This window comes from Flavobacterium sp. (assembly GCF_024642105.1).
Classification (GTDB): domain Bacteria; phylum Bacteroidota; class Bacteroidia; order Flavobacteriales; family Flavobacteriaceae; genus Flavobacterium.
The window spans coordinates 38,022-61,954 of the sequence record NZ_JAHEBT010000052.1 but is presented as its reverse complement, the minus strand read 5'-3'; the positions used below and the strand labels follow the sequence as shown (position 1 = coordinate 61,954).

Below are 23,933 nucleotides of genomic sequence, written 5' to 3'. Positions count from 1 at the left end.
TACTTTTCATAACCAAGAATCACGAAATTTTCTTATAACTCCAAACAGCTATACTATTTAAAACAATCGCATAACTCACGATGATAAAAAATTGAAATGAAATATCCGAAAATGTAGCACCTTTCAGCATCACCATTCGGACTATTTCTACAAAATAGCGAATGGGATTGAATAAAGTAATGTTTTGCGCCCATTGTGGCATACTATCGATTGGTGTAAACAAACCGCTCATTAGAATAAAAATCACCGTGAAAAACCAAGCAATAAACATAGACTGTTGTTGGGTTTCGGTAAAATTTGAAATAATCAATCCGATGCCCAAAATAACCAATAAATAGACTGATGTGAACAAATAAATCAAACTGATATTTCCCAAAATAGGAATGTTAAAAACTAGTTTGGCAATAGTCAAGCCGATACTAAGAATAAATAACCCTAGTACCCAAAAAGGAAATAATTTTCCAATAATGAATTGGTGTTTTTTTATGGGAGTAACATTGATTTGTTCCAAAGTACCGATTTCTTTTTCCCGAACAATATTCATGGACGATAAAAATAAAGTCAACATAGTTACCAAAAGCACCAAAATTCCTGGTACCATAAAAGTTTTGTAATTCAGCGTATTGTTATACCAAAATGAAGGAATAGTTACAATATTTTGAGCTGGAATCAAATTTCCTTCTTTATAAGATACCAATTGCGTTTGCAAATTCTGATTGAAATTACCAATGACTTGAGTGATGTATACATTTTCAATTCCTGCAGAAGCCCCGTCAATTGCATTGATACTTACAGCTAAGTTTGATTTTTTGTCTTTAAGTATATTGCGCTCAAAGTGATTTGGGATTTCGAGTATTACATCTACTTTTCCTTTTTGCATTTCTTCATTGGCTAATTCTTTTGATTCAAATTCATTTTTAATTTGAAAATATTCAGAGGCAGCAAATTTTGAAATTAATTCTCTCGAAGCTTGTGAATGATCGTGATCAATATAAGAAAAAGCAATATTTTTCACTTCAAAACTAGCAGCATTCGATAAGATTAACAATTGAAGCATTGGTAAAACAAAGATGATTGGTAGCATCCCTTTGTTTCTGAAAATTTGCCTAAACTCTTTTTGGATAATAAATAGTATTGTTTTCATTTTGCGTTTAGCTAATAATTTAGTTTGAAAATTACTCCAATCTTTTCTTATATTTTTTGGTACTTAAAGCAATGAAAAAAATAGTCATTGCGATTAGAATGGCAGTTTCTTTCCAAATTACTCCTAAAGTAGCTCCTTTGAGCATTACCGCTTTAATAATGATGATAAACCATTTCGCCGGAATAATGTTGCTGATGATTTGCAGTGGCAATGGCATACTCGAAATAGGGAAAATAAAACCCGAAAGGATAATTACAGGAAGCATTAAAGCAAACAACGAAATCATCATAGCGGTTTGTTGTGAGTTGGCTACAGTCGAGATTAATATTCCTAAGGAAAGCGCAGTAATAATAAACAAAACACTTTCAAAGGCTACTAAAAATATACTGCCAACAATCGGCATTTGGAACACAAAATAACCTAAAAGTACAATTATCGTAGCATTAATGATAGATAAAAAAATGTAAGGAAACACCTTTCCAATGATGACTAGAAACGGCTTTAAAGGCGAAACTAAAAGAACTTCCATCGTTCCCAATTCTTTTTCTCTTGTGATAGAAATAGAGGTCATCATTGCTGAAACCAGCATCAAAATAATGGTCATTACTCCCGGAACAAAGTTAAACACACTCTTTAGTTCTGGATTGTAATATAATTGCGTTTGGGTTTGAATGGAATAAGCAGCCGAATTCTCTTGATTTAATTTTTGAGTATAATTTTGCAAAATAGCATTGACATAATTCGTAATGGTATTGGCAATATTAGGGTCGGTGGCATCAGTGATTACTTGAACTTTAGCTTGTTTTTTGGTTTCTAAATTTTTGATAAAATGATTTTCAAAAACCAGAACCGCTTTTATAGTTCCTTTTTTAAAGACATTTTCTATTTCGTTTTCATTGCTGATTTCTTGCTTGATATCAAAATACTTGGAAGCATTGATTTTATTAATAATTTTTTGAGTTTCAGCATCTTTTGATTCGTCCAAAATCGCAATATTGACGTTATTGATTTCATTGGTAATAGCAAAACCAAACAACATAATTTGAGCAATGGGCATTCCAAAGAGAATAAACATCGTGCGCTTATCTCTAAAAATGTGGTAGAATTCCTTAGTTACAAAACCTATAAATCGTTTCATGGGTTATTTTTTAGCAAATTACTATTCAATATTTCGAGCCAACTTCAAGAAGACTTCATTCATAGAATCGACTTTGAATTGTTTTTTTAAATTTTTAGGAGAATCTAAGGCTTCAATTTTTCCATCTACCATAATCGAAACGCGGTCGCAATATTCGGCTTCATCCATATAATGTGTGGTAACAAAAATAGTCGTGCCTTTATACGCTTGAGCATAAATCATTTCCCAAAATTGTCTTCGAGTAATAGGGTCAACACCTCCCGTTGGTTCGTCAAGGAAAATAATTTTGGGTTCGTGCAGTAAGGCCACCGAAAATGATAATTTTTGTTTCCAACCCAAAGGTAAAGCGCCTACTAATTGATTTGCCACTTCTTCTAATTCCAATTCCGCTATTAAAATCGCCGTTTTTTCTTTGATTTGTTTTCGACTTAACCCATAAATTCCGCCAAAAAAAGTAATATTCTCTTTGATGGTCAAATCGTCATATAGCGAAAATTTTTGGCTCATGTAGCCAATATTTCTCTTGACCATTTCAGCCTGATTAGCAATGTCAAATCCCGCAACTGTAGCCTTTCCCGAACTTGGTTTAGAAATCCCGATTAACATTTTCATCGCCGTTGTTTTTCCAGCTCCATTGGCACCCAAGAATCCGAAAATTTCTCCTTTGGCGACTTCAAATGAAATGTTGTTCACTGCCGTAAATTCACCAAAAGTTTTGGTGAGATTGTGTACTGATATGATGCTTGACTGTTTCAATGTTTAGTGTTCTAAAGCGGTTAAATCCATAAAAACATCCTCAATTGTTGGGGTAGCAATATGAATTTCTATTTCAGTATGATTTTTACTTTCCAAATAATACTGTAAATCAGCGCTATTAAAATTATTTTTTTGGTCAATATAATGGATGAATTCGCCAAAGGCAAAAACACTGTATTGGCTTGGATAAGCTTTTAAGTCGTGTAACAATTGGTGTGTGTTTTTGGCTGAAATAGCATAAATAGTTTTGGGATATTTTGAAATAATATTTTTGGGGCTATCAATTTCAAAGATTCTTCCTTTTTGAATCAAGGCAATTCGGTCGCATAAAGCGGCTTCGTCCATATAAGGAGTTGAAACCAAAATGGTAATTCCTTTTTGCTGTAATCGTTTTAGCATTTCCCAAAAATCTTTTCGGGAAACAGGGTCAACACCTGTGGTGGGTTCGTCAAGAAATAAAACTTTTGGTTTGTGAATCAAAGCACAACACAAGGCTAATTTTTGTTTCATTCCGCCCGAAAGCGCACCGGCGCGTCGTTTTTTGAAAGGCTCAATTTGAACATATATCTCTCGAATCAAGTCGTAATTTTCTTCAATGGTGGTGCCAAAAATGGTGGCGAAAAACTGAAGATTTTCTTCTACGGATAAATCTTGGTACAAGGAGAATTTGCCTGGCATATAGCCTACCGAATTTCGAATGGATTTGTATTCTTTTACAACATCAAAACCCGCGACGTTTGCCATACCTTCGTTTGGAAGGAGTAGGGTAGTTAGGATTCTAAAAATAGTCGTTTTTCCAGCACCATCGGGGCCAATAAGTCCAAACAATTCCCCTTCATTTACATCAAATGAAATGGCTTCAATGGCTTTGAAGTCTTTATACGATTTGGATATGTTCTGAACAGAAATACTCATTTTATTGAATCCACATTTCGGCTGGCATTCCAATTTTTAGACTACCATCATTTTTTACTTTCACTTTTACAGCATAGACTAAATTGGCACGTTCTTCTTTAGTTTGAATGATTTTTGGAGTAAATTCAGCCGAAGAAGCAATCCAAGAAATAGTTCCAGGATAGGATTTCATATCTTCTTGAGCATCAATTTTTACGGTTACTTTTTGTCCTACTTTAATTTGATTTAATTGCTTTTCGCTAATGTACACCCGCAAGGTCATTTCAGTGATGTCGGCAATTTTATACAAGGGTTTACCAAAGCTTGTTACTTCATTGGCTTCAGTGTATTTTGCTAAAACGGTCCCTTGAAATGGATTGATGATGTTACATTTTTTGATTTGGTCGTTTATTTTTTCAATTTGTACGTCGATAGATTTTACTTCATTGTTGATGGGAGCATCTTGTGTTTTGACACTTTTAATTTGCTCGTTCAACACATTGACTTTTCCGTTGATTTCATCCACCTGACGCTTGGTTGCGGCATTTTCGGCAAACATATTTTGGATTCTTTTTTGGTCTATCAAAGTAGTTTTCAATTGCTCCTTCAAAACTGCCGTTTGGGATAACACATTTTGCGACTTAGAGGCTATGGTACTTTTGGAAGCAATCAGTTGTTGTTTCGAAAAATACAGTTGTGTGGTGTCTATTAATCCTATTAACGTGTTAGGTGCTAAAGTAGCACCTTCTTTAAGGTTTAAAAATTCAATTTTTCCATTGGCTTCTGCCGAGATGGTCACTTCTGTAGCTTCAAAATTTCCGTAGCCATCGGCTTTGTCGTTACTTTTGGTACACGCTACTACATTCATTAATACTAAAAACACAAATACTTGTTTCATTTTGATTCGTTTATATAATGTTATTAATTTCCTTTGATTACTTTGTAATTGGCTTTCGCTAAAGCCAATTGAATTTGATGTGTTTTCTGATTGATTTTGGATTCGTATAAATTGCTAAATTCCACCAAATAATCAGAGGAGGTAATCACCCCGTTTTTTAACTGTGCATCCGAAGATTTGGCAACGGCTTCACGTAAATTGATGATTTCTTGATCGGTATGAATCGTTTCATCCAGTTTGTTAATTTCTGTTTGGATTTCTTGTAATTGCAAATGGGTATTGAGTAAGAAAGTTTCTTTTTCGGTCGTGATAATCGCCTCCGAAATAGAAAGAGAAGCTTCGTCTTTTTTGGTTTTGTCCCAATCCCACACATTCCAATTGGCTTTTAGTCCTACTATATAAAAGGTTTGAAACGAATTGTTTAACATGTTTAGCCCTGGATTTCCATAACCTGCAGTCCCAAAAGCAGTAATTTTAGGCAGCTTGTTTTTTGAAATGAGTTCTTTTGAACCTAAAATTTGTTGGTTTTGCAACTCAAACAATTGTATTTCTGGTCGGGAAATAGTTTCATAGTCAGCAACTGAAATTAGTGGTTTTTCTAAAATAGTTTTTTCATCTAAAGGAGAAAATATAAGAGTAGATAAGTTAGTCAAAAGCCTATTTTTATCCAATTCGTTTTCACGCAATTGTTGTTTGATTTTTAGATTTTCAGCTTCCAATACTTGCTCAGAAGCAGGAATAAGTACCCCAAATTTCACTCCCGATTTCACTTCTTTAATTTTGGAAGCTAATTGTTCTTGTTTAGAAGTCAAAATTAATTTTCTTTCTTGCGCCAAAAGAATGGAAAAGTACAATTGGTTGATTCGTGTTTTAAGGGAGTACAAATTGACCGCAACTTGTTGTTGCTGTGTTTGTGTTTGAATTGCTCTCAATTTAACATTGGAATCAATGAGACCACCATTGTAAATCAATTGATTGACATCCAAAGTAGCTCGGTATTGGTCTTTGTTTAAAGGGGTTATATTAGGTAATGGAATTGGTAAACCTGTCACATCGGATTGATAACTAGCTTGTGCGTTCAAATCAATTTTAGTTAGTTTAGCAGTATTCAACGAAGACGTTTCATAAGCTGATTTCTGTGCGAATAATCCCGATTGTTTTGCTAATGGGTAATTTTTGTTCGCCAATTCATAACAATTCTCTAAAGTTACAACTTGCTGTGCGTTAGAAAATTGGAATACCAAAATCACTAAAATGGAAAGTGTATTTTTCATTTTTTTATCGAATTAATAATGTGTTCTGCAATAGTTGTTTTTCGTTCCTCCATCATTTGATTGAATTCGGTTTCCGAAATATGAAACATTCCCTTTACCATAGTCTGTGCCGCAAAAGGGAAAACAGTTAGAGAAAAAATATCCAATAGTAGTTGTTTGGGCGGAATCGGTTTTATAATTCCAGCTGCAATTTCGGCTTCTATTTGGGCAATCATTAAACTCGGATTAGGTCGGTTTTCATGATTTAAAAATTGCATCACAAACTCAGGATTGTTATTCATTTCTTGAACAATGAACTGCGGTAAGAAGGGGTGGTTAATAACGAATGAAATGTAGCTGTGTGTAAATTGTCTGATTTTGTCAAAAATACTTTCGTTAGAACGAAAGATTAAATTAATCTGAGGAGCTAACTGGCTAAACGCTTTCATGAAAACCGCTTCAAAAAGCGATTGTTTGTTTTTAAAACAATAATGCAACATCGCTTTGTTGATACCTGCTTCATCTGCAATTTCTTGCATTCTCGCTCCTGCAAATCCCTTTTTTTGGAATACGATTCGGGCGGCATCAAATATTTTTTCTTCTGTAGTCATTTTAATTTAACTAAATGGTTTAACCAAATGGTTAACAAAGATATTTAAAAAAAGTATTTCAAAACGAAAAATTGAAAGTTTTTCGTTTCAATTAAGCGGTTAATGTATCGCCTTTAGTGACAGCGAGGTGTTAATTGTATGATTAACAATACTCTATGATTTTTCTTTCTTTCTTTCTTTCTTAGAATTCTTACTAGTCGCCTTTATCAGTCCTCGTGTATCAAAGTTAGTAGTCTTATAATTTGCATCCAATATAGAAGTTGTTTCTTGTTTTATATCGAACCGATAACATTCAGAAAATCAATGAGTTGGTTTGATTTTAAGTCTATAGCGCTCACAAAAAAACCTACTGTTATGCAGTAGGTTTTTTTGTAGGTATTAATTAGAAATAATTTTCAGTACATTTGATTGAGCTCAAAGTCAGGAGACTTTGAGTAGCGGGGTTGAATTAATAGACACGAGCAAGATGCTCGCACCAGCAAGGGGTTTTTACTTACAAATCATTTAAAACCTTTTAATCGTTTTAAGCCATAAATATTATGAAGCTAATAAAATTTTACTGTCTGATTTCATTTTCAGTATTAATATCCTGTATAGGGCATAAGACAGATGGTAGGTACATTACTACCCACAACAATTCTATGAATAGTATTTATGCTTTTTACACAAAAAAAGAATTAAATAATATAAATAGTATTCCAAATATGGGAAAAGAATCATTACCAAAAGAAGATGTCATTAATATCACAGGACGTATATATTGGGAAGAATACATTAAATATTGTGATAACCAAAAATTAAGATATTATATAATTAAAAAAGACAGCGTAGACAAATATGGCTGGAAAGAAATATTTAAAAAAAATATTTATAATAAAAAGTATCTTTTCACAATAGAGGATTTGGATAAAATAAATTGGACAATTACTTATTATAGTAAGTAAAACAACCCGATAGCGCGGATTTGCAATCCGTGCCTAACAAAATGCTCCTACTGGCGCGAGCATCTTGCTCGTGCCTAGAAATAAAAATTAATTAAAAACAATTTTAAAAAACAGCAACTTCGGTTGCTTTTTTTGTACTGAAAAATAAACGAGTATTCTAGCCCCGATAGCAGCAAGCTACTTTGTAGCTCAAACTAGTTCAAATTTAGAATTAGTTTATTTTTAATTGTTCAAAACCAATTTTATTGAGCGGTTACTTTATTTGGTTTTGTATTGCTAAATTCATTAATATCAATACTGAAAAGATTTGGCGAAGGAAATTTTGAGTAATAATTCTCGATATAGCCGCCTAATAAATACAATTTGTTGTCATAATAAAATAATTTTGAAGACTTCATCGGTAAGTCAATTAAATATTCTTTTTGTTCTTTTGTATTAACATCATAAGTATATAATTTTTCGTTTTCAAACAAGTATACCAGGTCATTTTTTGACGTAATTGCAGGGTTTTCTAATGGTAAAAATAGATTGCCTTCCGTTTTCCATTTTTCATTAATTAAGTCGAAACTTTCTATAGTAGATAAAGGTTTACCATTAGAGCCTCCAAATAAGTAAATTTTGTTATTTATCAAAATACCAGAAGTTTCTTTAGCTATTGGCATATCATTTAATTCATACCAATAACCGGAATTGATGTCGTAGGAGTGAACTTTGTTAGAATATTTTTTTATTCCATTTCCATCCATTTTTATTGAACCTCCTATCATAATTAAATTATTGTTATAAGTAAAGGAAACAAATTCAGCTGCTTGATGAGGATTAGTATTGTCTATAATAATTGTTTGTTTTTCTATGTCAAATACCTCAATTTTATTGTCTAAATATTCAAAAACAGCATTTGTTGAAATACTTTTACCCCCTAAGACATAAATTTTTTTATTATGTTCATTGATATTATGATATGCTCTTTTTCTGAATTTTGTTGAAGAAATTTCCCATTGATTTGTTATTATGTCATAAATCATTAGATTACCATTATATTTTTGCCCTGAATATTGAAAATTGAGCTCTCTAATATAGTCTTCCATTGTTGGGTCAGCTTTTTCATTTTGTATTTTTTTCCAAGCATCTGTTTTAAAGGAAGCATCTCCACCTATCACATATATTTTATTATCCTTTAAGATTGCTCCAGAATTTGATAGAGCATATTTTGGAGGAGTCAGTTTTTTAAAAGAAATTTTTTGTTTTAGACTTTTATTAGTGGATAATGGTAGTGTAACATTTTCTAATTGTTCAATATTTTCATCTAGAAAGATTAAAAAATTATTTTCTTTTAATTTTTCGAAGCTTATTTTTTTAGTAGCATAACTTATATGAGAGAAATATAATGTGTCATTTTTTTTAAGTTGTGCAGTAGTATTTAAAATAAAACCTCCATTTTCATCACTAGTACTATTTATATTCAATAATTTCAGTTTTATATTAACATTTTTAATTGGTAGATTGCTTTTTCTGTCAATTATTGAGCCAGTATACTCTTGGGCAATTGAGAACAAAGGAAGTAAGGTTAGGATTACTATTATTTTTTTCAAAATAGGTTTTAATGAAAGTTTAAATTAGATTAAAATTACTACTAATTTTCTAATTTGACGAATTATAATTTTGTTATTAGAGATTCACTTATTGGCTACTCTGAAGGTTGTTACACCCGATAGCGCGGATTTGCAATCCGTGCCTAACAAATAGCCACCAGCTGGCGCGCGTCTCGCTCGTGCCTAGAAATAAAGTTTAATTAAAAAACAAAAGAGCAACTACTGTTGCTTTTTTGTTTTGAAAAATAAACGGGAATTCTAGCCCCGATAGTAGCAAGCTACCTTGTAGCGCGAATAGCGGGACAGCACGGGTGGAGAAATTAAAAACAACTGCTCCTAAATAAGTTCTGAATCACTGTAACAATTGTTACTGACTGGCTAGGATATCCCTTCTACTTTTGCTTCATCAATTAAAAAATAATTATGAAGAAACTACATTTAGTAATACTTATGGGATGTTTGGCTTTTTTATTGGTTGCTTCAATTTAATTTTAATTGTTTTGTAGTATTTTCAAATCCTGGTATAGCAGCTGTTGTTGCAGTACCAGTTTTTTGTAGGTATGATTGGAAAGGATTTTCAGTTATTTGTTTTCTTTAGTTCAAAGTCAAAAGACTTTAAACTAAAGAAAATATCTAGTAGGGTAGGACTGTGTTGATGTTAAAATTTGGTATTTAGTACAGAAACCATTTTTTGGTGCTATTTTTCAAGTGATTTTTACACTAAAAAGAGGTGATTCTTTTCAAATCAGCTACGGTAGCAATTGGATTTTCGGCTTTAAAAACAAAACTTCCTGCTACTAAAACATCAGCACCCGCTTCAGCCAATTGTTTGGCATTTTTATTGGTTACGCCTCCGTCAATTTCAATTTGAGTCACAGCGCCTTTTTTAGTAATCAATGCTTTTAATTGACGCACTTTATCGTAGGTGTTTTCAATAAATGATTGACCTCCAAAACCTGGATTCACACTCATGATGCAAACCAAATCAATATCGTTAATCACATCTTCTAATAAATTGATGCTAGTATGTGGGTTCAAAGCTACACCTGCTTTCATTCCTGCCGCTTTGATTGCTTGTAGCGTTCTGTGTAAGTGCGTACACGCTTCGTAGTGAACAGTCAATACATTCGCACCTAAATCAGCAAAGGTCTTGATGTAGCGATCTGGATCAACAATCATCAAATGGACGTCGATGGTTTTTTTAGCATGTTTCGAAATCGCTTCTAAAACCGGCATTCCAAAAGAAATATTGGGAACAAAAACACCGTCCATAATATCAATATGAAACCAGTCGGCTTCACTAGCATTAATCATTTCGATGTCGCGTTGTAAGTTGGCAAAATCAGCGGCTAAAACGGATGGGGCAATAAGTGTGTTTTTCATGTGTAATTGTAATTAAAAAACTCCGGAATGAAGCCGGAGTTTTGGTAGGTTTACCCTAAATATGTTTTTAATATTTTACTTCTTGAAGTATGTTTCAATCTGCGGATGGCTTTTTCTTTAATTTGGCGTACACGCTCGCGAGTTAAGTCGAAAGTTTCTCCAATTTCTTCTAACGTCATTGGGTGTTGATCGCCTAAACCAAAATACAAACGAACTACGTCTGCTTCTCTTGGAGTTAAGGTTTCTAAAGAACGTTCGATTTCCGTACGCAACGATTCGTGAATCAATTCGCGGTCTGGGTTTGGAGACTCACCTGAGCGTAACACGTCATACAAGTTAGAATCTTCTCCTTCTACCAAAGGCGCATCCATAGATAAGTGACGCCCTGAGTTTTTCATAGACTCTTTTACGTCATTTACGGTCATGTCCAATTCTTTGGCAATTTCTTCTGCAGAAGGCGGACGTTCGTTAGATTGCTCTAATAAAGCGTACATTTTATTGATTTTATTGATCGAACCAATTTTATTCAAAGGCAAACGAACGATACGAGATTGTTCGGCCAAAGCTTGCAAAATAGACTGACGAATCCACCAAACGGCATACGAAATGAATTTGAAACCACGCGTTTCGTCAAAACGTTGAGCCGCTTTGATTAAACCTAAATTTCCTTCATTAATCAAATCGGGAAGTGTTAACCCTTGATTTTGGTATTGTTTAGCCACCGAAACAACGAAACGTAAATTAGCTTTGGTCAATTTCTCTAAAGCACGTTGGTCTCCGGCTTTGATCTTCTGAGCTAATTCTACTTCTTCGTCAGCAGTAATAAGGTCAACTTTTCCAATTTCTTGTAAATATTTGTCTAATGAAGCGGTTTCACGATTGGTAACCTGCTTGGTAATTTTAAGTTGTCTCATGTCTTTGTCTCCTCAATTTTTTAAGTGTACAAAGGTTATACGTAAGGAGTGTTTAAAAAGTTACAAAATTTTTAAATTATTTTCATAAAAACGAAAAATCCCGTTCCAATATTTCGGAACGGGATTTTTTCTATCAATAAACCTTTAGTAAACTAAGATTGGATTACTCTTTTTTCTCCTCACGTGGAGGTCTTGGTAAAAGTGCTTTTCTTGACACTTTTTCTTTTCTAGTTTTAGGGTCAAGACCAAGGTATTTCACTTGGAATACATCTCCCATATTCACTACATCAGAAACATTTTCAGTACGTTCCCAAGCTAATTCAGATACGTGTAATAAAACTTCGTTTCCTGGAGCAGCTGTATATTCTACAACAGCACCAAAATCTAACATTTTGATTACTTTAACTTCATAAGCTTCACCTACTTCTGGTTTGAAAATGATAGAATCAATTTTAGCCAATACCGCTGCAATTCCATCAGGATCTGTCCCTAAGATTTCAACTACACCTTGTTCGTCCACTTCGTTAATAACGATGGTACAACCAGTAGCTTTTTGTAATTCTTGAATTACTTTTCCACCAGGTCCAATTAACGCTCCAATGAAGTTTCCAGGAATAGTACGCATGATGATTTTTGGTGCATGTACTTTTACGTCAGTATTAGGTTTGTCTAATGTTTCCATTATTTTACCTAAAATATGCAAACGTCCATCACGAGCTTGAGCCAAGGCTTGCTCCATGATTTCATACTTCAATCCATCAATTTTGATGTCCATTTGACAAGCTGTAATTCCTTCAGAAGTACCAGTTACTTTGAAATCCATATCTCCTAAATGATCTTCATCACCTAAAATATCAGATAACACTGCAAAACGTTCTCCGTCAGTAATCAATCCCATCGCAATTCCAGAAACTGGACGAATCATTTGAATACCAGCATCCATTAATGATAATGTTCCCGCACAAACGGTAGCCATTGAAGAAGAACCATTCGATTCTAATACTTCAGAAACCACACGAATAGTGTAAGGACAATCAGCAGGAATCATGTTTTTCAACGCACGTTGTGCTAAGTTTCCGTGACCTACTTCTCTTCTTGAAGTTCCTCTTAATGGACGAGCTTCTCCTGTTGAGAATGGTGGGAAATTATAGTGTAAATAGAATTTTTCTTCTCCTTGTTCAGATGGTGAGTCAATTTGGTTGGCTTCTCTAGATGTTCCTAAAGTAGCTGTAGCCAATGCTTGAGTTTCTCCACGGGTAAACAATGCTGATCCGTGAACAGATGGTAAATAATTTACTTCACTCCAAATAGGACGAATTTCAGTAGTTTTTCTACCATCCAAACGAGTTCCTAAATCTAAAGTTACATTACGAACTGCTTCTTTATTTACTTTGTAGAAATATTTAGAAACTAAATCTCCGTTTTCTGCCAATTCTTCTTCTGTAAATAAAGCTTTTACTTCTTCTTTTACAGCATCAAATGCAGCTGAACGTTCGTGTTTAGCCGAACCTTTGCTAGCAATAGCGTAAATTTTATCATAAGCGGCAGCTCTTACTTTAGCGTAAATAGCGTCGTCATTTTTTTCAGTTTCGTACGTACGAACTTCTTTTTTTCCAAATGCTTGTGCCAATCTTTCTTGAGCGGCAATTTGTACTTTAATATGTTCGTGAGCAAATTTAATGGCTTCTACCATTTCTTTTTCTGAAATTTCTTTCATTTCTCCTTCTACCATGGCGATAGAATCTCTTGAAGCTCCAATCATCATATCAATATCTGATAATTCTAATTGTGCGCGAGATGGGTTGATGATGAATTTACCATCAATTCGTCCAACTCTAGCTTCTGAAATTAAAGTTTCAAAAGGAATGTCTGACAATGCTAATGCAGCTGAAGCAGCTAATCCTGCTAAGGCATCTGGCATAACGTCTTCGTCATGAGACATTAATTGAATCATCACTTGCACTTCTGCATGGTAGTCAGATGGGAAAAGCGGACGCAATACACGATCCACTAAACGCATCGTCAAAACTTCGCTATCACTTGGACGAGCTTCTCTTTTGAAGAAACCACCAGGAAAACGACCTGCTGCTGCAAATTTTTCACGGTAATCTACCGTTAATGGTAAAAAGTCAATACCAGGACTGGCTTTTCTTGCGGAAACAACTGTACCTAAAATAACAGTATTTCCAATTCTTACTACTACAGATCCATCCGCTTGTTTAGCTAAACGACCTGTCTCGATTGTGATGTTTCTGCCATCACCTAAATCGATACTTTCTACAAATAATTGTGGAATCATAAATTTTTAATATTGATTAAAACTTTGGAATTAGTTGTGTTGTTGTGTGTAGTTGTTGTATAAAATCCCAATGAAAAACCAAACTTTTTTTGTTGTTGTGTAAAAATAAAAAGAGGCACTTTCGCACCTCTTTTTTATATTGATTATTTTCTAATACCCAATACTTTGATAATCTCACGATATCTGTTGATATCTTTTTTCTTCAAATAGTCTAGTAGAGCTCTTCTTTTACCTACTAATAATACTAATGAACGCTCAGTGTTGTAATCGTGACGATTTTTTTTCAAGTGCTCAGTTAAATGGCTAATTCTGTGTGTGAATAAAGCGATTTGACCTTCTGCAGAACCAGTATTTTCTGCTTTTCCTCCGTGTTTAGCGAAGATTTCTTCTTTAATTTCTTTAGTTAAATACATTCCAATATTATTTAAATGATTATTATGTATGTTATATAGCTATTATATAACGGCTGCAAAAGTACTATTTATTTTTTGAAATGGACTAAATATTAGAAATATTTTTTAACTTTTTATAGTAATAGGTAATCTATAAAAAACTTTGGTCTTAACACCTCTGATTTCTCCTGGAATCCAATCTTCAGATTTTTTAATCACTCGCAATGCTTCATCACCAGAACCATAACCGATGTCATGAATTATTTTAGAATCAATTATTTTTCCATTTTTATCAATTGTAAATGAAATCAGAATTTTTCCGTTAAGATTAGCGGACAAAGGTCTTTCGTAGCTAGGGGTGACTCTAGGAACTATAAAGTTTTGTCCAATGTATTTGTAGAAATTGTCCATTCCTATTTTAGGAATTGGTTTTTTAAATACTTCAGTGTAAGGATGTTCAAGGTTGTCCCAATCGGTACTTACTCCATTGACAAATTTCCCTTCGTTATAGATTTCTGTAAAACTAATTTTTAATTCTTTTGATTTCCCAGTCCAAATTCCGTTTCGCAAACCATTTTTAATTTCGCCACTTTCAGAAAAAGTAGTATTGGGATTCAAATAATCTATTTTTGTTTCAGTCGCTTTGGTATAAAAACCGTTTCCGTTAATCACATCTTGATTCCCATTTTCATCCCAATGTTGGTGAATTTTCTCAACAATAATTTTACTTTTCATATCAAGATTGTAATCTTTTTCAAATTCTGTAGTTCCATTTTCGTACCACCCAAATTGTTTCCCATTTAAACTAAAATTAAGATAATTTGATATCTCTTTTTTATTGCCGTTTTCATAATACGATATTACAGTTCCAATAAACCGCATTGAGTTCTTATCTTTTGTTTCTCCTTTCAAAGCTATTTTACCTGATTTATAATATTCGGCAAACACATAGCTCTCTTTGTCTAAATAATAATCTTTAATTACTCTAATGTATTGGTGCTCTTTTTCTTTGCAGAAGCTATGGGTGGAATCTACATAAATAACAAGATCTTTATTTTTTTGAGCTATTCCAATAAAGAAAAACGATAAAAATAGGAGTGCAACTTTGTATTTCATATGAATTAAAATAATTTAGCAACTTCTTGATTTACAAATTCTAAAAAACGTTCGTCTTCTACAGTAAAAGGATCTAAAACATGACTGTCAATATCAATTTGTCCAATGTTGATTCCGTTAACGAATAAAGGTACCACAATTTCAGATTTTACAGTAAAACTACACGCAATATAATTGTCTTGAGCCGCCACATCTGGCACTACAAAATTTGAGTTGGATTCGGCTACCTGACCACAAATTCCTTTTCCAAATGGAATTACGGTGTGGTCTGTTGGCGCGCCAACATAAGGGCCTAAATGCAGCGTTCTGTTTTCGTGATTGGCAAAATAAAAGCCTACCCAGTTATAATGAGCCACATTCTCGTTAAGTAATTGGCAGATGGCTTGTAGTTTTTCGTCTCTCGAAGTTAGGGTATTTACAATGATTGTTGAAACTCTTGGCTGTAATTCTTGAAATGTCATGGACTATGATTTTTAAACAAAAGTATTAAATAAAAATACATAATATTTATTTCGTACCTTTAAAGGAGATATAAAGAGTTCCGTTATGAAAATTGTGAAACATTCAGGTGATATAGTCGATTTTGATCCAGAAAAACTCCGAACCTCTCTTTTGAAATCAGGTGCAGAACCCCAAGTGGTAGCGTCCATTTTAAAGGAGATAAAAAAAGAACTTTTTCAAGGAATGACGACTAAGCAAATTTATAAAATGGCTTTTGGTCTATTAAAAAAAACAGCTAATGCACACGCTGCACGGTACAATTTGAGAGAATCTATCCGATTGTTAGGCCCTGCCGGATTTTTCTTCGAGAAATATATAGCGCGTCTATTTGCTTCAGAACATTTTGAAACGATGACAAACCTTACACTCCAAGGGAAATGTGTTACTCATGAAATAGATGTTTTGTTGAAAAAAAACAATTCCATTGCTATGGTCGAATGTAAATTTCACCAAGGTAGAGATGCGGCTTCGGATGTAAAAGTGCCTATGTATATCCTGTCGCGATTTAATGATTTGAAAGAAAGAACACATCCTGTTTTTGATGATAGGGAGCATATTACGAAATGTTGGATTGTGACCAATAACCGGTTTACGTTAGATGCTATGACATTTGCCAACTGTTCGGGCTTGAATTTATTGAGTTGGGATTTTCCCAAAAACAATAATTTGAAAACAAAAAACGATAGTAACGCCTTGTATCCAGTTACTTGTTTGACCACATTATCTCTTGCAGAAAAAGATAAATTACTGATTTTAGATGTGATTTTGGTAAAAGAGATCATTAACAATTCGGATTGTTTGGAAAAAATAGGAATAAGTCCGAGCCGAATAAAAAATGTGTTGAAAGAGGCTACAGAATTATGCCGGTATATATAAAATGAGGAGGAAACTTTAAAAAATAAAAAGATGAAAGTAAAATTTATAGGAGGAGCGGGAACAGTTACAGGTTCAAAAACACTAATAGAGAGTAATGGAATTCGTATTTTAGTAGATTGTGGCTTGTTTCAAGGTGTAAAAGCGTTGCGTGAGCTCAATTGGGAACCATTGCCTATATTGCCTTCGAGTATTGATTATGTGTTGTTGACTCACGGGCATTTGGATCATTGCGGCTGGTTACCACGATTAGTAGCCCAAGGTTTTCAGGGTAAAATTTATTGTAGCGGTCCTACGAAAGAGATTACCAAATTGATTCTTTTGGATTCAGCTAAAATTCAAGAAGAGGAAGCGCGCTTAGCCAATGAAAAGAAATTCTCTAAACACGAAGTAGCAGAACCATTGTATACGGTGGATCAAGCTAAGGCAGTTTTTCCACTTTTCAGAATTGCTGCAATTGAAGAACAAATTCCTTTGGATGCCGAAATTAGTGCCGTTTTTACCAATGCGGGTCACATTTTGGGAGCTTGTAGTATTGCTTTGCACATTGAAAACCAAACGTTAGTTTTTTCTGGCGATATTGGGCGTGATAATGATATTTTGATGTTTCCACCTACCAAACCGAAACAGGCGGACTATATTTTTCTTGAAAGTACGTATGGGAATCGAATTCATCCCACTTCAGATGCTAAATTTGAATTGGAAACCTATGTCAACAATGCGGTTGATAGAGGAGGAACTTTGATTATTCCAAGTTTTGCGGTAGAAAGAGCACAAACCTTAATGTATTTGCTTTGGCAATTGAAAGAAGAAGCTCGCATTCCTAATATCCCGTATATTATAGATACACCGATGGGAATTAATGCTTTGGATATCTTTTCGAATAATAAAAAATGGCACAAATTATCATTGGAAGATTGTGAGGCGATGAGCAAAATGTTTCTTTTGGTTTCTGATTACCAAGAAAGTGTGTCAGTTATTTTTGATCAACAACCTAAAGTAGTTATTGCCGCTAGCGGAATGGTAACGGGCGGGCGTGTATTGAGTTACTTAGAGCATTATATTAGTATGCCTGAAACTACTATTATTATTGTGGGCTATCAAGCTGAAGGGACACGTGGTCGAAAATTATTAGAAGGAGTTAAGGAAATTAAAATTCACGGAAAATACCATCCTGTCTTAGCTACTGTTTTAGAAATCAAAGGTCTTTCGGCACATGGAGATCAAAACGATTTGTTGCATTGGCTTTCGGATTTGGAGGTGAAACCTAAAAAAATATTCATCGTTCACGGAGAAAATGAACCTGCCGATGAACTTCGTATCAAGATCCAAGAAAAATACGGTTACGATTGTTCTGTTGCTATGATGGGACAAGAATTTGAACTTTAACAGGATTTTAAATTTAAGGGATGGAATATTATGTAAATTTGCAGTATGAATTGTAAAAAATACATCGGGTTATTTTTAGCGTTGCTGATATTGGTTTCCAATGTTGGTTTGGCTTTTACAATGCATTATTGTGGGGGTAAAGTAGCTTCTGTATCTGTTCAAACTTTAGCCAATACAACTGATTCCGAAAAAGGGTGTTGCGCTAAAAAAGCAATTACAAAAGACTCTTGTTGTAAAAATAAAACAGTTCATTTTCAAAAAAAATCGGACAATGCAACCTTAAAAGCGTTTTCTTTTGAACCGTATGTTGCTTATCTAGTTCCCGAAAATAAAGTAGAAATAGCTACTTTACAAGCTGCTTTTATACATAAACCCATTGCAACCTATTATTGTGATGCCAATGCGCCTCCTTTATTTAAGTTGTACCATCGCTATATTTTCTACGCCTGATTTTTTTAATGTTTTTAAAAGTCAAGTCTTTTAGGACTTGAAGTTTATTTTTTACAAACATTAAAATCATTTTATATGCAAAAATCAATCTTGTTTTTTGTACTTTTTTTACTGGCAACTCCCATTTTTGCACAACAAAAATTGGAAGAAGTAAAAATTGTCACAAAGCGTAAAGGACTTCAAAAATCGTTTACAGTTACTGGTAACACTACCTTGGTAACGAGTAAGGAATTGCTCAAAGCCGCCTGTTGTAATTTGGCAGAAAGCTTTGAGACTAATCCGTCTATTGATGTGAATTTTTCAGATGCTTTAACAGGGACAAAACAAATTAAAATGTTAGGTTTGACCAGTCCTTATTTGTTAATTGCTGAAGAAAACATTCCGTCTGTTCGAGGCGCTTCGCAAGCCTATGGTTTGTCTTTTACTCCAGGTACTTGGGTAGAAAGTATTCAAATTACAAAAGGAGCGGGGAGTGTGGTCAATGGCTACGAAAGTATTTCGGGGCAAATTAATACTGAACTCATAAAACCGATTAACGACATTCCATTTTTTTTGAACGCTTATGGTTCAACCGACTCAAGGTTTGAATTGAATACGCATTTCAATACGCATCTTTCAGATAAATGGAGCAGTAGTTTGTTTTTACACGGCAACACTCGTACGGCCAAAATGGATAAAAACGAGGATGGTTTTTTAGACAATCCATTGGCAAAACAAATCAATATTTTGAACAGGTATCAGTATTATGATGCTGAAAAAGGCTGGGTGAGTTTTATCAATTTTAGATACATGAATGATAAAAAACAAACGGGACAAATTAATTTCAATCCAGATAAAGATAGAGGGACAACCCATTTTTGGGGTTCAGAGATTAATACAGAACGTTTGGATATTACTACCAAATTAGGTTATGTTTTCAAAGACTTGCCGTATCAAAGTATCGGTTTTCAGAATGCTTTTACGACTCATAACCAGCAATCGTATTTTGGCTTGAGCCAATACAATATCAAGCAAAATAGTTATTATTCGAACTTAATTTTTAATTCGATTATCAATAACACCATGAATAAGTTTGCCGCAGGGTTGAATTTTACGTTAGATAATTATCAGGAATTAGTTACTACCCAAAATTGGAGTAGAACGGATAATTCTATTGGTGCTTTTTTCGAATACACCTATGATAATAGTGATAATTTTAGTATAATTCTTGGAGGAAGAATTGATAATCATAACCGTTTGGGGACTTTTGTAACTCCCCGTTTGCATTTGAGATACAATCCTTGGGCGAAAGCCGTTGTTCGATTTTCAGCAGGAAGAGGAAAACGAAGCGCGAATATTTTTGCAGAAAATCAATCGCTTTTTGCTAGTTCGAGAGCTTTCTCTATTTTGGATACCAATGGCAAAATGTATGGATTGAATCCCGAAATTGCTTGGAATTACGGAACAAGTTTTACCCAATCTTTTATGCTTTTTGGCAAAAGTGCCGATGTGACTCTCGATTGGTACCGTACCGATTTTCAGAATCAAGTCGTGGTGGATGTAATGCAAAGTTCACAACAAGCTTTGTTTTACAATTTGAAAGGTAAATCATTTGCGAATAGCTTTCAAATTGAATTCAATTATGAGATGGTGAAAAATCTTCGATTGCGTTCGGCTTATAAAATGTATGATGTGCAAACGGATTATTTTTCGGGCACTTTTCAAAAACCGTTACAAGCGAAGAATCGTTTCTTTGGAAATTTAGAATACGAAACTGCACCGAGAAATAATTCACAACACTGGAAATTCGATTTTACGTACAATTGGATTGGTGAACAACAATTGCCTAACACGCAATCGAATCCAATTAGTAGTCGATTACCCGAGTTTTCTCCTGCTTATTCATTAATGAATACCCAAATTACCCGTGTGTTTTCACCAGTATTTGAAATGTATGTTGGTGGAGAAAATATCGGGAATTATACGCAGTCCAAAGCTATTTTAGGAGCAGAAAATCCTTTTGGATCAACTTTTGATTCTTCTATTGTGTATGCACCCGTTTTTGGACAGATGTACTATGCCGGGTTGCGGTTTAAAATTAAATAAACGACAATGGCAATATTAAAAATCAATGTCAATGTCTATAACAATAACAAAAAAATAAAAATAGAAATCATGAAAAAAATAATTGCATTAGTACTTTTAGTATTCGTTGGACTTTCAGTTCAAGCACAAGTGAAAAAAAATAAAAATGCCAAATATGTTACAGAAGTAAATGGAAATTGTGAACAATGTCAAAAACGAATCCAGAAAGCCGCTTTCTCAGTTGAAGGAGTAAAGTCAGCGGTTTGGAATATTGAAACACATCAATTGAATGTGATTTTGAATGAGGAAAAATGCACGCTGTTGGATGTGAAAAAAGCCATTGCTAAAGTAGGACACGACACCGATGGGGTACGGGCTAAGGATGAGGTGTACGAAAGTTTACACCATTGTTGTCTGTATGAAAGAAAATAATTTTAGAATTATCAAAGCGTTAATAAAATTCTAAAAGCCATGTTTAAATTGTGGTTGCGCTAAATTATTCTTACTTTCACGCCCAAGTTACTAACTAAATTCAAGTGTATGAACAATTTTGATTGGACTCAATTACTTAATCCAGAGTTTTATATTACCCTATCAATTGGCGGGGTTCAAGTTGGGTTGTACATTGTTTTATTTATCATTTTTGCCGAAACCGGACTTTTTGCAGGATTCTTCCTTCCGGGAGATAGCTTGCTTTTTTTATCAGGAATCTACAGTGGAGATCTTGTGGGTAATATAATCGTAATCGAAAGTGATTTCGTCAACGTAACCTTATTAGCTTTATTAATTGCTTTTTCAGGAATTGTTGGAAATACAGTTGGTTATTGGTTTGGAGCCAAAAGTGGATATTATTTGTTTAAAAAAGAAGATTCTTTTTGGTTCAAGAAAAAGTACTTATTACAGTCGAAAGATTTCTTTGAAAAATATGGTGGTAAGGCGATAATTTATGCGCGCTTCTTGCCTATATTCAGAACTTTTGCACCAATAGTTGCAGGGATAGTTTCTATGGACAAAAAGAAATTTATGTTTTTTAATACCTTAAGTTCGTTTCTTTGGTCTTTTGTTTTGGTATTCTCTGGACATTATTTGTATGGAGTGTTTTTAGGATTTGGAATTGATTTGAAAGAACATATTGAAATGATAGTGATTGGAATAATTTTGATTTCCACCTTTCCTGTTTTTTTGAAATTATTGAAGAAACGACCTAAAGATAAGTAGTACAAGACAAAAAAAATCCGAAGTGAAAACTTCGGATTTTTTATTTAATATTTACTTCGTACTTCGTATATCGTACTTCGTAAATTGAATTACATCATTCCTGGCATACCTCCGCCCATTGGACTTGGTGCCGATTCTTCTTTGATGTCGATTAAAGCACATTCTGTAGTCAAGATCATTCCAGCAACAGAAGCCGCATTTTCTAAAGCTACACGAGTTACTTTCTTAGGATCAATGATTCCTGCTTTTAACATATCAACATATTCATCTGTTTTAGCGTTGTAACCAAAATCACCTTTTCCTTCAGCAACTTTTGCAACTACTACTGAACCTTCTAAACCAGCATTTTCAACGATAGTTCTTAAAGGCGCTTCTACAGCACGAGATACGATTTGTATTCCAGTTGCTTCGTCAGCGTTGTCTGCTTTGATTTTGCTTAAAACTGCTTTTGCTCTTAATAAGGCAACACCTCCACCAGCAACAATTCCTTCTTCAACTGCTGCACGAGTAGCGTGAAGTGCATCGTCAACACGGTCTTTTTTCTCTTTCATTTCTACTTCAGAAGCCGCTCCAACGTACAATACTGCAACACCACCAGCTAATTTAGCCAAACGCTCTTGCAATTTTTCTTTATCATAGTCAGAAGTAGTAGTTTCCATTTGACCTTTGATTTGGTTGACACGGTTTTTGATTGTATCCGCATCACCAGCTCCACTAACAATGGTAGTGTTGTCTTTGTCAATGTTTACTCTCTTCGCAGTTCCCAACATATCGATGGTTGTGTTTTCTAAAGTGTATCCTCTTTCTTCAGAGATTACAGTTCCACCCGTTAAGATAGCAATATCTTCAAGCATGGCTTTTCTTCTATCTCCAAAACCAGGTGCTTTTACAGCTGCAATTTTCAAGGCGCCACGTAATTTGTTTACCACTAAAGTAGATAACGCTTCGCCATCAACATCCTCAGCAATAATTAATAATGGTTTTCCAGATTGTGCTACAGGCTCTAATACTGGCAATAATTCTTTTAATGAAGATACTTTTTTGTCGTATAATAAAATGTAAGGACTGTCTAATTCAGCTTCCATTTTTTCTGGATTAGTCACAAAGTAAGGAGAAAGATATCCTCTGTCAAATTGCATCCCTTCAACAACGTCAACAAATGTATCTGTTCCTTTAGCTTCTTCAACAGTAATTACACCTTCTTTACCTACTTTTCCAAAAGCATTAGCGATTAATTCACCAATAACTTCGTCGTTGTTAGCTGAAATAGAAGCAATTTGTTTGATTTTTTCAGAATCGCTTCCAACAACTTTAGCTTGTTTAGTTAAGTCTTCAACAATAGCTTCTACTGCTTTGTCAATTCCTCTTTTTAAATCCATTGGGTTAGCACCAGCTGCTACGTTTTTCAAACCTTCTTTTACGATAGCTTGTGCCAAAACAGTTGCAGTTGTAGTCCCATCTCCAGCTAAATCATTTGTTTTAGAAGCTACTTCTTTCACCATTTGAGCTCCCATATTTTCTAATGGGTCTTGTAATTCGATTTCTTTAGCTACGGTCACCCCATCTTTAGTTACGTTGGGTCCACCAAAAGCTTTTCCAATAATAACATTACGTCCTTTAGGACCTAAAGTTACTTTTACTGCATTAGCCAATGCATCAACACCACGTTTTAATCCGTCACGTGCTTCAATATCAAATTTTATATCTTTTGCCATTTTAATGTTTATTTGTTGATTAGTTTATTTGATTTAGATAATTGCTAGAATATCATCTTCGCGCATGATTAAATAATCTTTACCTTCTAATTTTAATTCGGTACCAGCATATTTTCCGTAAAGAACAGTATCTCCAATTTTCACAGTCATTGTGTGGTCTTTTGTTCCATTACCTACGGCAACAACAGTTCCTTTTTGTGGTTTTTCTTTAGCGGTATCTGGAATAAAAATTCCTGATGCAGTTTTAGTTTCTGCAGCAACTGGTTCAATAAGAACGCGGTCTGAAAGTGGTTTAATGTTTAATCCCATGATTGTATATTTTTAAATTATTTTAAATGAATGTTTCAGTTATTTCAGAAATTATGCCATCCCGTTTTGACTGACATTTT

At 34.1% G+C, this 23,933-nt stretch carries 23 protein-coding genes; 7 read left to right on the top strand and 16 right to left on the bottom strand.

Features of this window, described 5'->3' with window-relative positions; translation table 11 throughout:
- Positions 1-19: 19 nt before the first annotated feature.
- From Q0L65_RS05845 to Q0L65_RS05815, 7 genes are read right to left on the bottom strand one after another with little or no spacing between them, the layout of a single operon-like run.
- Positions 20-1,144, bottom strand: a complete 1,125-nt coding sequence (locus tag Q0L65_RS05845; protein WP_296684393.1) for an ABC transporter permease — start codon at positions 1,142-1,144, stop codon at positions 20-22.
- A gap of 31 nt (positions 1,145-1,175) precedes the next feature.
- A complete protein-coding gene (locus Q0L65_RS05840) occupies positions 1,176-2,282 on the bottom strand; it encodes an ABC transporter permease (protein WP_296684391.1) in 1,107 nt (368 codons plus the stop codon).
- Positions 2,283-2,303: 21 nt separating this feature from the next.
- Positions 2,304-3,038 (bottom strand): ABC transporter ATP-binding protein, encoded by a 735-nt coding sequence (locus Q0L65_RS05835; RefSeq protein ID WP_296684390.1) that lies wholly within the window; start codon positions 3,036-3,038, stop codon positions 2,304-2,306.
- A gap of 3 nt (positions 3,039-3,041) precedes the next feature.
- Positions 3,042-3,953 (bottom strand): ABC transporter ATP-binding protein, encoded by a 912-nt coding sequence (locus Q0L65_RS05830; protein WP_296684388.1) that lies wholly within the window; start codon positions 3,951-3,953, stop codon positions 3,042-3,044.
- Between the two features lies 1 nt (position 3,954).
- Positions 3,955-4,830 carry an HlyD family efflux transporter periplasmic adaptor subunit gene (locus tag Q0L65_RS05825; protein WP_296684387.1) on the bottom strand — a complete coding sequence of 292 codons (876 nt, stop codon included), beginning with the start codon at positions 4,828-4,830 and terminating at the stop codon, positions 3,955-3,957.
- 23 nt (positions 4,831-4,853) lie between these two features.
- Positions 4,854-6,104, bottom strand: coding sequence for a TolC family protein (locus Q0L65_RS05820; RefSeq protein WP_296684386.1), 1,251 nt, complete (start codon positions 6,102-6,104; stop codon positions 4,854-4,856).
- On the bottom strand, positions 6,101-6,694 hold the full coding sequence (locus tag Q0L65_RS05815) for a TetR/AcrR family transcriptional regulator (protein WP_296684385.1): 594 nt from the start codon (positions 6,692-6,694) through the stop codon (positions 6,101-6,103). The genes Q0L65_RS05820 and Q0L65_RS05815 overlap by 4 nt, the downstream gene beginning before the upstream one ends.
- 641 nt (positions 6,695-7,335) lie before the next feature.
- Between Q0L65_RS05815 and Q0L65_RS05810 the strand changes: the two genes are divergently transcribed.
- Entirely contained in the window at positions 7,336-7,638 is a 303-nt protein-coding gene (locus Q0L65_RS05810) for a hypothetical protein (protein ID WP_296684384.1), read from the top strand.
- Between the two features lie 242 nt (positions 7,639-7,880).
- On the opposite strand, the gene Q0L65_RS05805 is transcribed toward Q0L65_RS05810, so the two are convergent.
- The 7 genes from Q0L65_RS05805 to Q0L65_RS05775 all read right to left on the bottom strand — a co-directional run bounded on the left by Q0L65_RS05805 (position 7,881) and on the right by Q0L65_RS05775 (position 15,795).
- Positions 7,881-9,230, bottom strand: a complete 1,350-nt coding sequence (locus tag Q0L65_RS05805) for a carboxypeptidase-like regulatory domain-containing protein (protein WP_296684383.1) — start codon at positions 9,228-9,230, stop codon at positions 7,881-7,883.
- A gap of 720 nt (positions 9,231-9,950) precedes the next feature.
- Complete coding sequence (gene rpe / locus Q0L65_RS05800; RefSeq protein ID WP_296684382.1) at positions 9,951-10,613, bottom strand: ribulose-phosphate 3-epimerase; 663 nt, start codon at positions 10,611-10,613, stop codon at positions 9,951-9,953.
- Positions 10,614-10,663: 50 nt separating this feature from the next.
- On the bottom strand, positions 10,664-11,527 hold the full coding sequence (locus Q0L65_RS05795) for a sigma-70 family RNA polymerase sigma factor (protein ID WP_026707723.1): 864 nt from the start codon (positions 11,525-11,527) through the stop codon (positions 10,664-10,666).
- 163 nt (positions 11,528-11,690) lie between these two features.
- Positions 11,691-13,826, bottom strand: coding sequence for a polyribonucleotide nucleotidyltransferase (locus tag Q0L65_RS05790; RefSeq protein WP_296684381.1), 2,136 nt, complete (start codon positions 13,824-13,826; stop codon positions 11,691-11,693).
- Between the two features lie 143 nt (positions 13,827-13,969).
- On the bottom strand, positions 13,970-14,239 hold the full coding sequence (rpsO, locus tag Q0L65_RS05785; RefSeq protein WP_296684380.1) for a 30S ribosomal protein S15: 270 nt from the start codon (positions 14,237-14,239) through the stop codon (positions 13,970-13,972).
- Between the two features lie 105 nt (positions 14,240-14,344).
- Positions 14,345-15,334: an energy transducer TonB gene (locus Q0L65_RS05780; protein WP_296684379.1), complete on the bottom strand. Its 990-nt coding sequence runs from the start codon at positions 15,332-15,334 to the stop codon at positions 14,345-14,347.
- A gap of 5 nt (positions 15,335-15,339) precedes the next feature.
- Positions 15,340-15,795: a GAF domain-containing protein gene (locus Q0L65_RS05775; RefSeq protein ID WP_296684378.1), complete on the bottom strand. Its 456-nt coding sequence runs from the start codon at positions 15,793-15,795 to the stop codon at positions 15,340-15,342.
- Between the two features lie 85 nt (positions 15,796-15,880).
- Here Q0L65_RS05775 and Q0L65_RS05770 point away from each other — a divergent pair, with 85 nt between their 5' ends.
- The 6 genes from Q0L65_RS05770 (at position 15,881) to Q0L65_RS05745 (ending at position 21,829) form a co-directional block, all read left to right on the top strand.
- Positions 15,881-16,711 (top strand): ATP cone domain-containing protein, encoded by an 831-nt coding sequence (locus Q0L65_RS05770; protein ID WP_296684377.1) that lies wholly within the window; start codon positions 15,881-15,883, stop codon positions 16,709-16,711.
- Positions 16,712-16,741: 30 nt separating this feature from the next.
- Positions 16,742-18,097, top strand: coding sequence for an MBL fold metallo-hydrolase (locus Q0L65_RS05765; protein ID WP_296684375.1), 1,356 nt, complete (start codon positions 16,742-16,744; stop codon positions 18,095-18,097).
- 45 nt (positions 18,098-18,142) lie between these two features.
- Complete coding sequence (locus Q0L65_RS05760; protein ID WP_296684373.1) at positions 18,143-18,547, top strand: hypothetical protein; 405 nt, start codon at positions 18,143-18,145, stop codon at positions 18,545-18,547.
- A gap of 75 nt (positions 18,548-18,622) precedes the next feature.
- Positions 18,623-20,632, top strand: coding sequence for a TonB-dependent receptor (locus Q0L65_RS05755; RefSeq protein ID WP_296684371.1), 2,010 nt, complete (start codon positions 18,623-18,625; stop codon positions 20,630-20,632).
- 6 nt (positions 20,633-20,638) lie between these two features.
- A complete protein-coding gene (locus tag Q0L65_RS05750; RefSeq protein ID WP_366051379.1) occupies positions 20,639-21,043 on the top strand; it encodes a cation transporter in 405 nt (134 codons plus the stop codon).
- A gap of 108 nt (positions 21,044-21,151) precedes the next feature.
- A complete protein-coding gene (locus tag Q0L65_RS05745; RefSeq protein ID WP_296684369.1) occupies positions 21,152-21,829 on the top strand; it encodes a VTT domain-containing protein in 678 nt (225 codons plus the stop codon).
- 89 nt (positions 21,830-21,918) lie between these two features.
- On the opposite strand, the gene groL is transcribed toward Q0L65_RS05745, so the two are convergent.
- Both groL and Q0L65_RS05735 read right to left on the bottom strand, forming a co-directional pair.
- Complete coding sequence (gene groL, locus Q0L65_RS05740) at positions 21,919-23,544, bottom strand: chaperonin GroEL (protein ID WP_296684367.1); 1,626 nt, start codon at positions 23,542-23,544, stop codon at positions 21,919-21,921.
- A gap of 33 nt (positions 23,545-23,577) precedes the next feature.
- Positions 23,578-23,853, bottom strand: a complete 276-nt coding sequence (locus tag Q0L65_RS05735) for a co-chaperone GroES (RefSeq protein ID WP_229317362.1) — start codon at positions 23,851-23,853, stop codon at positions 23,578-23,580.
- Positions 23,854-23,933 lie beyond the last annotated feature (80 nt).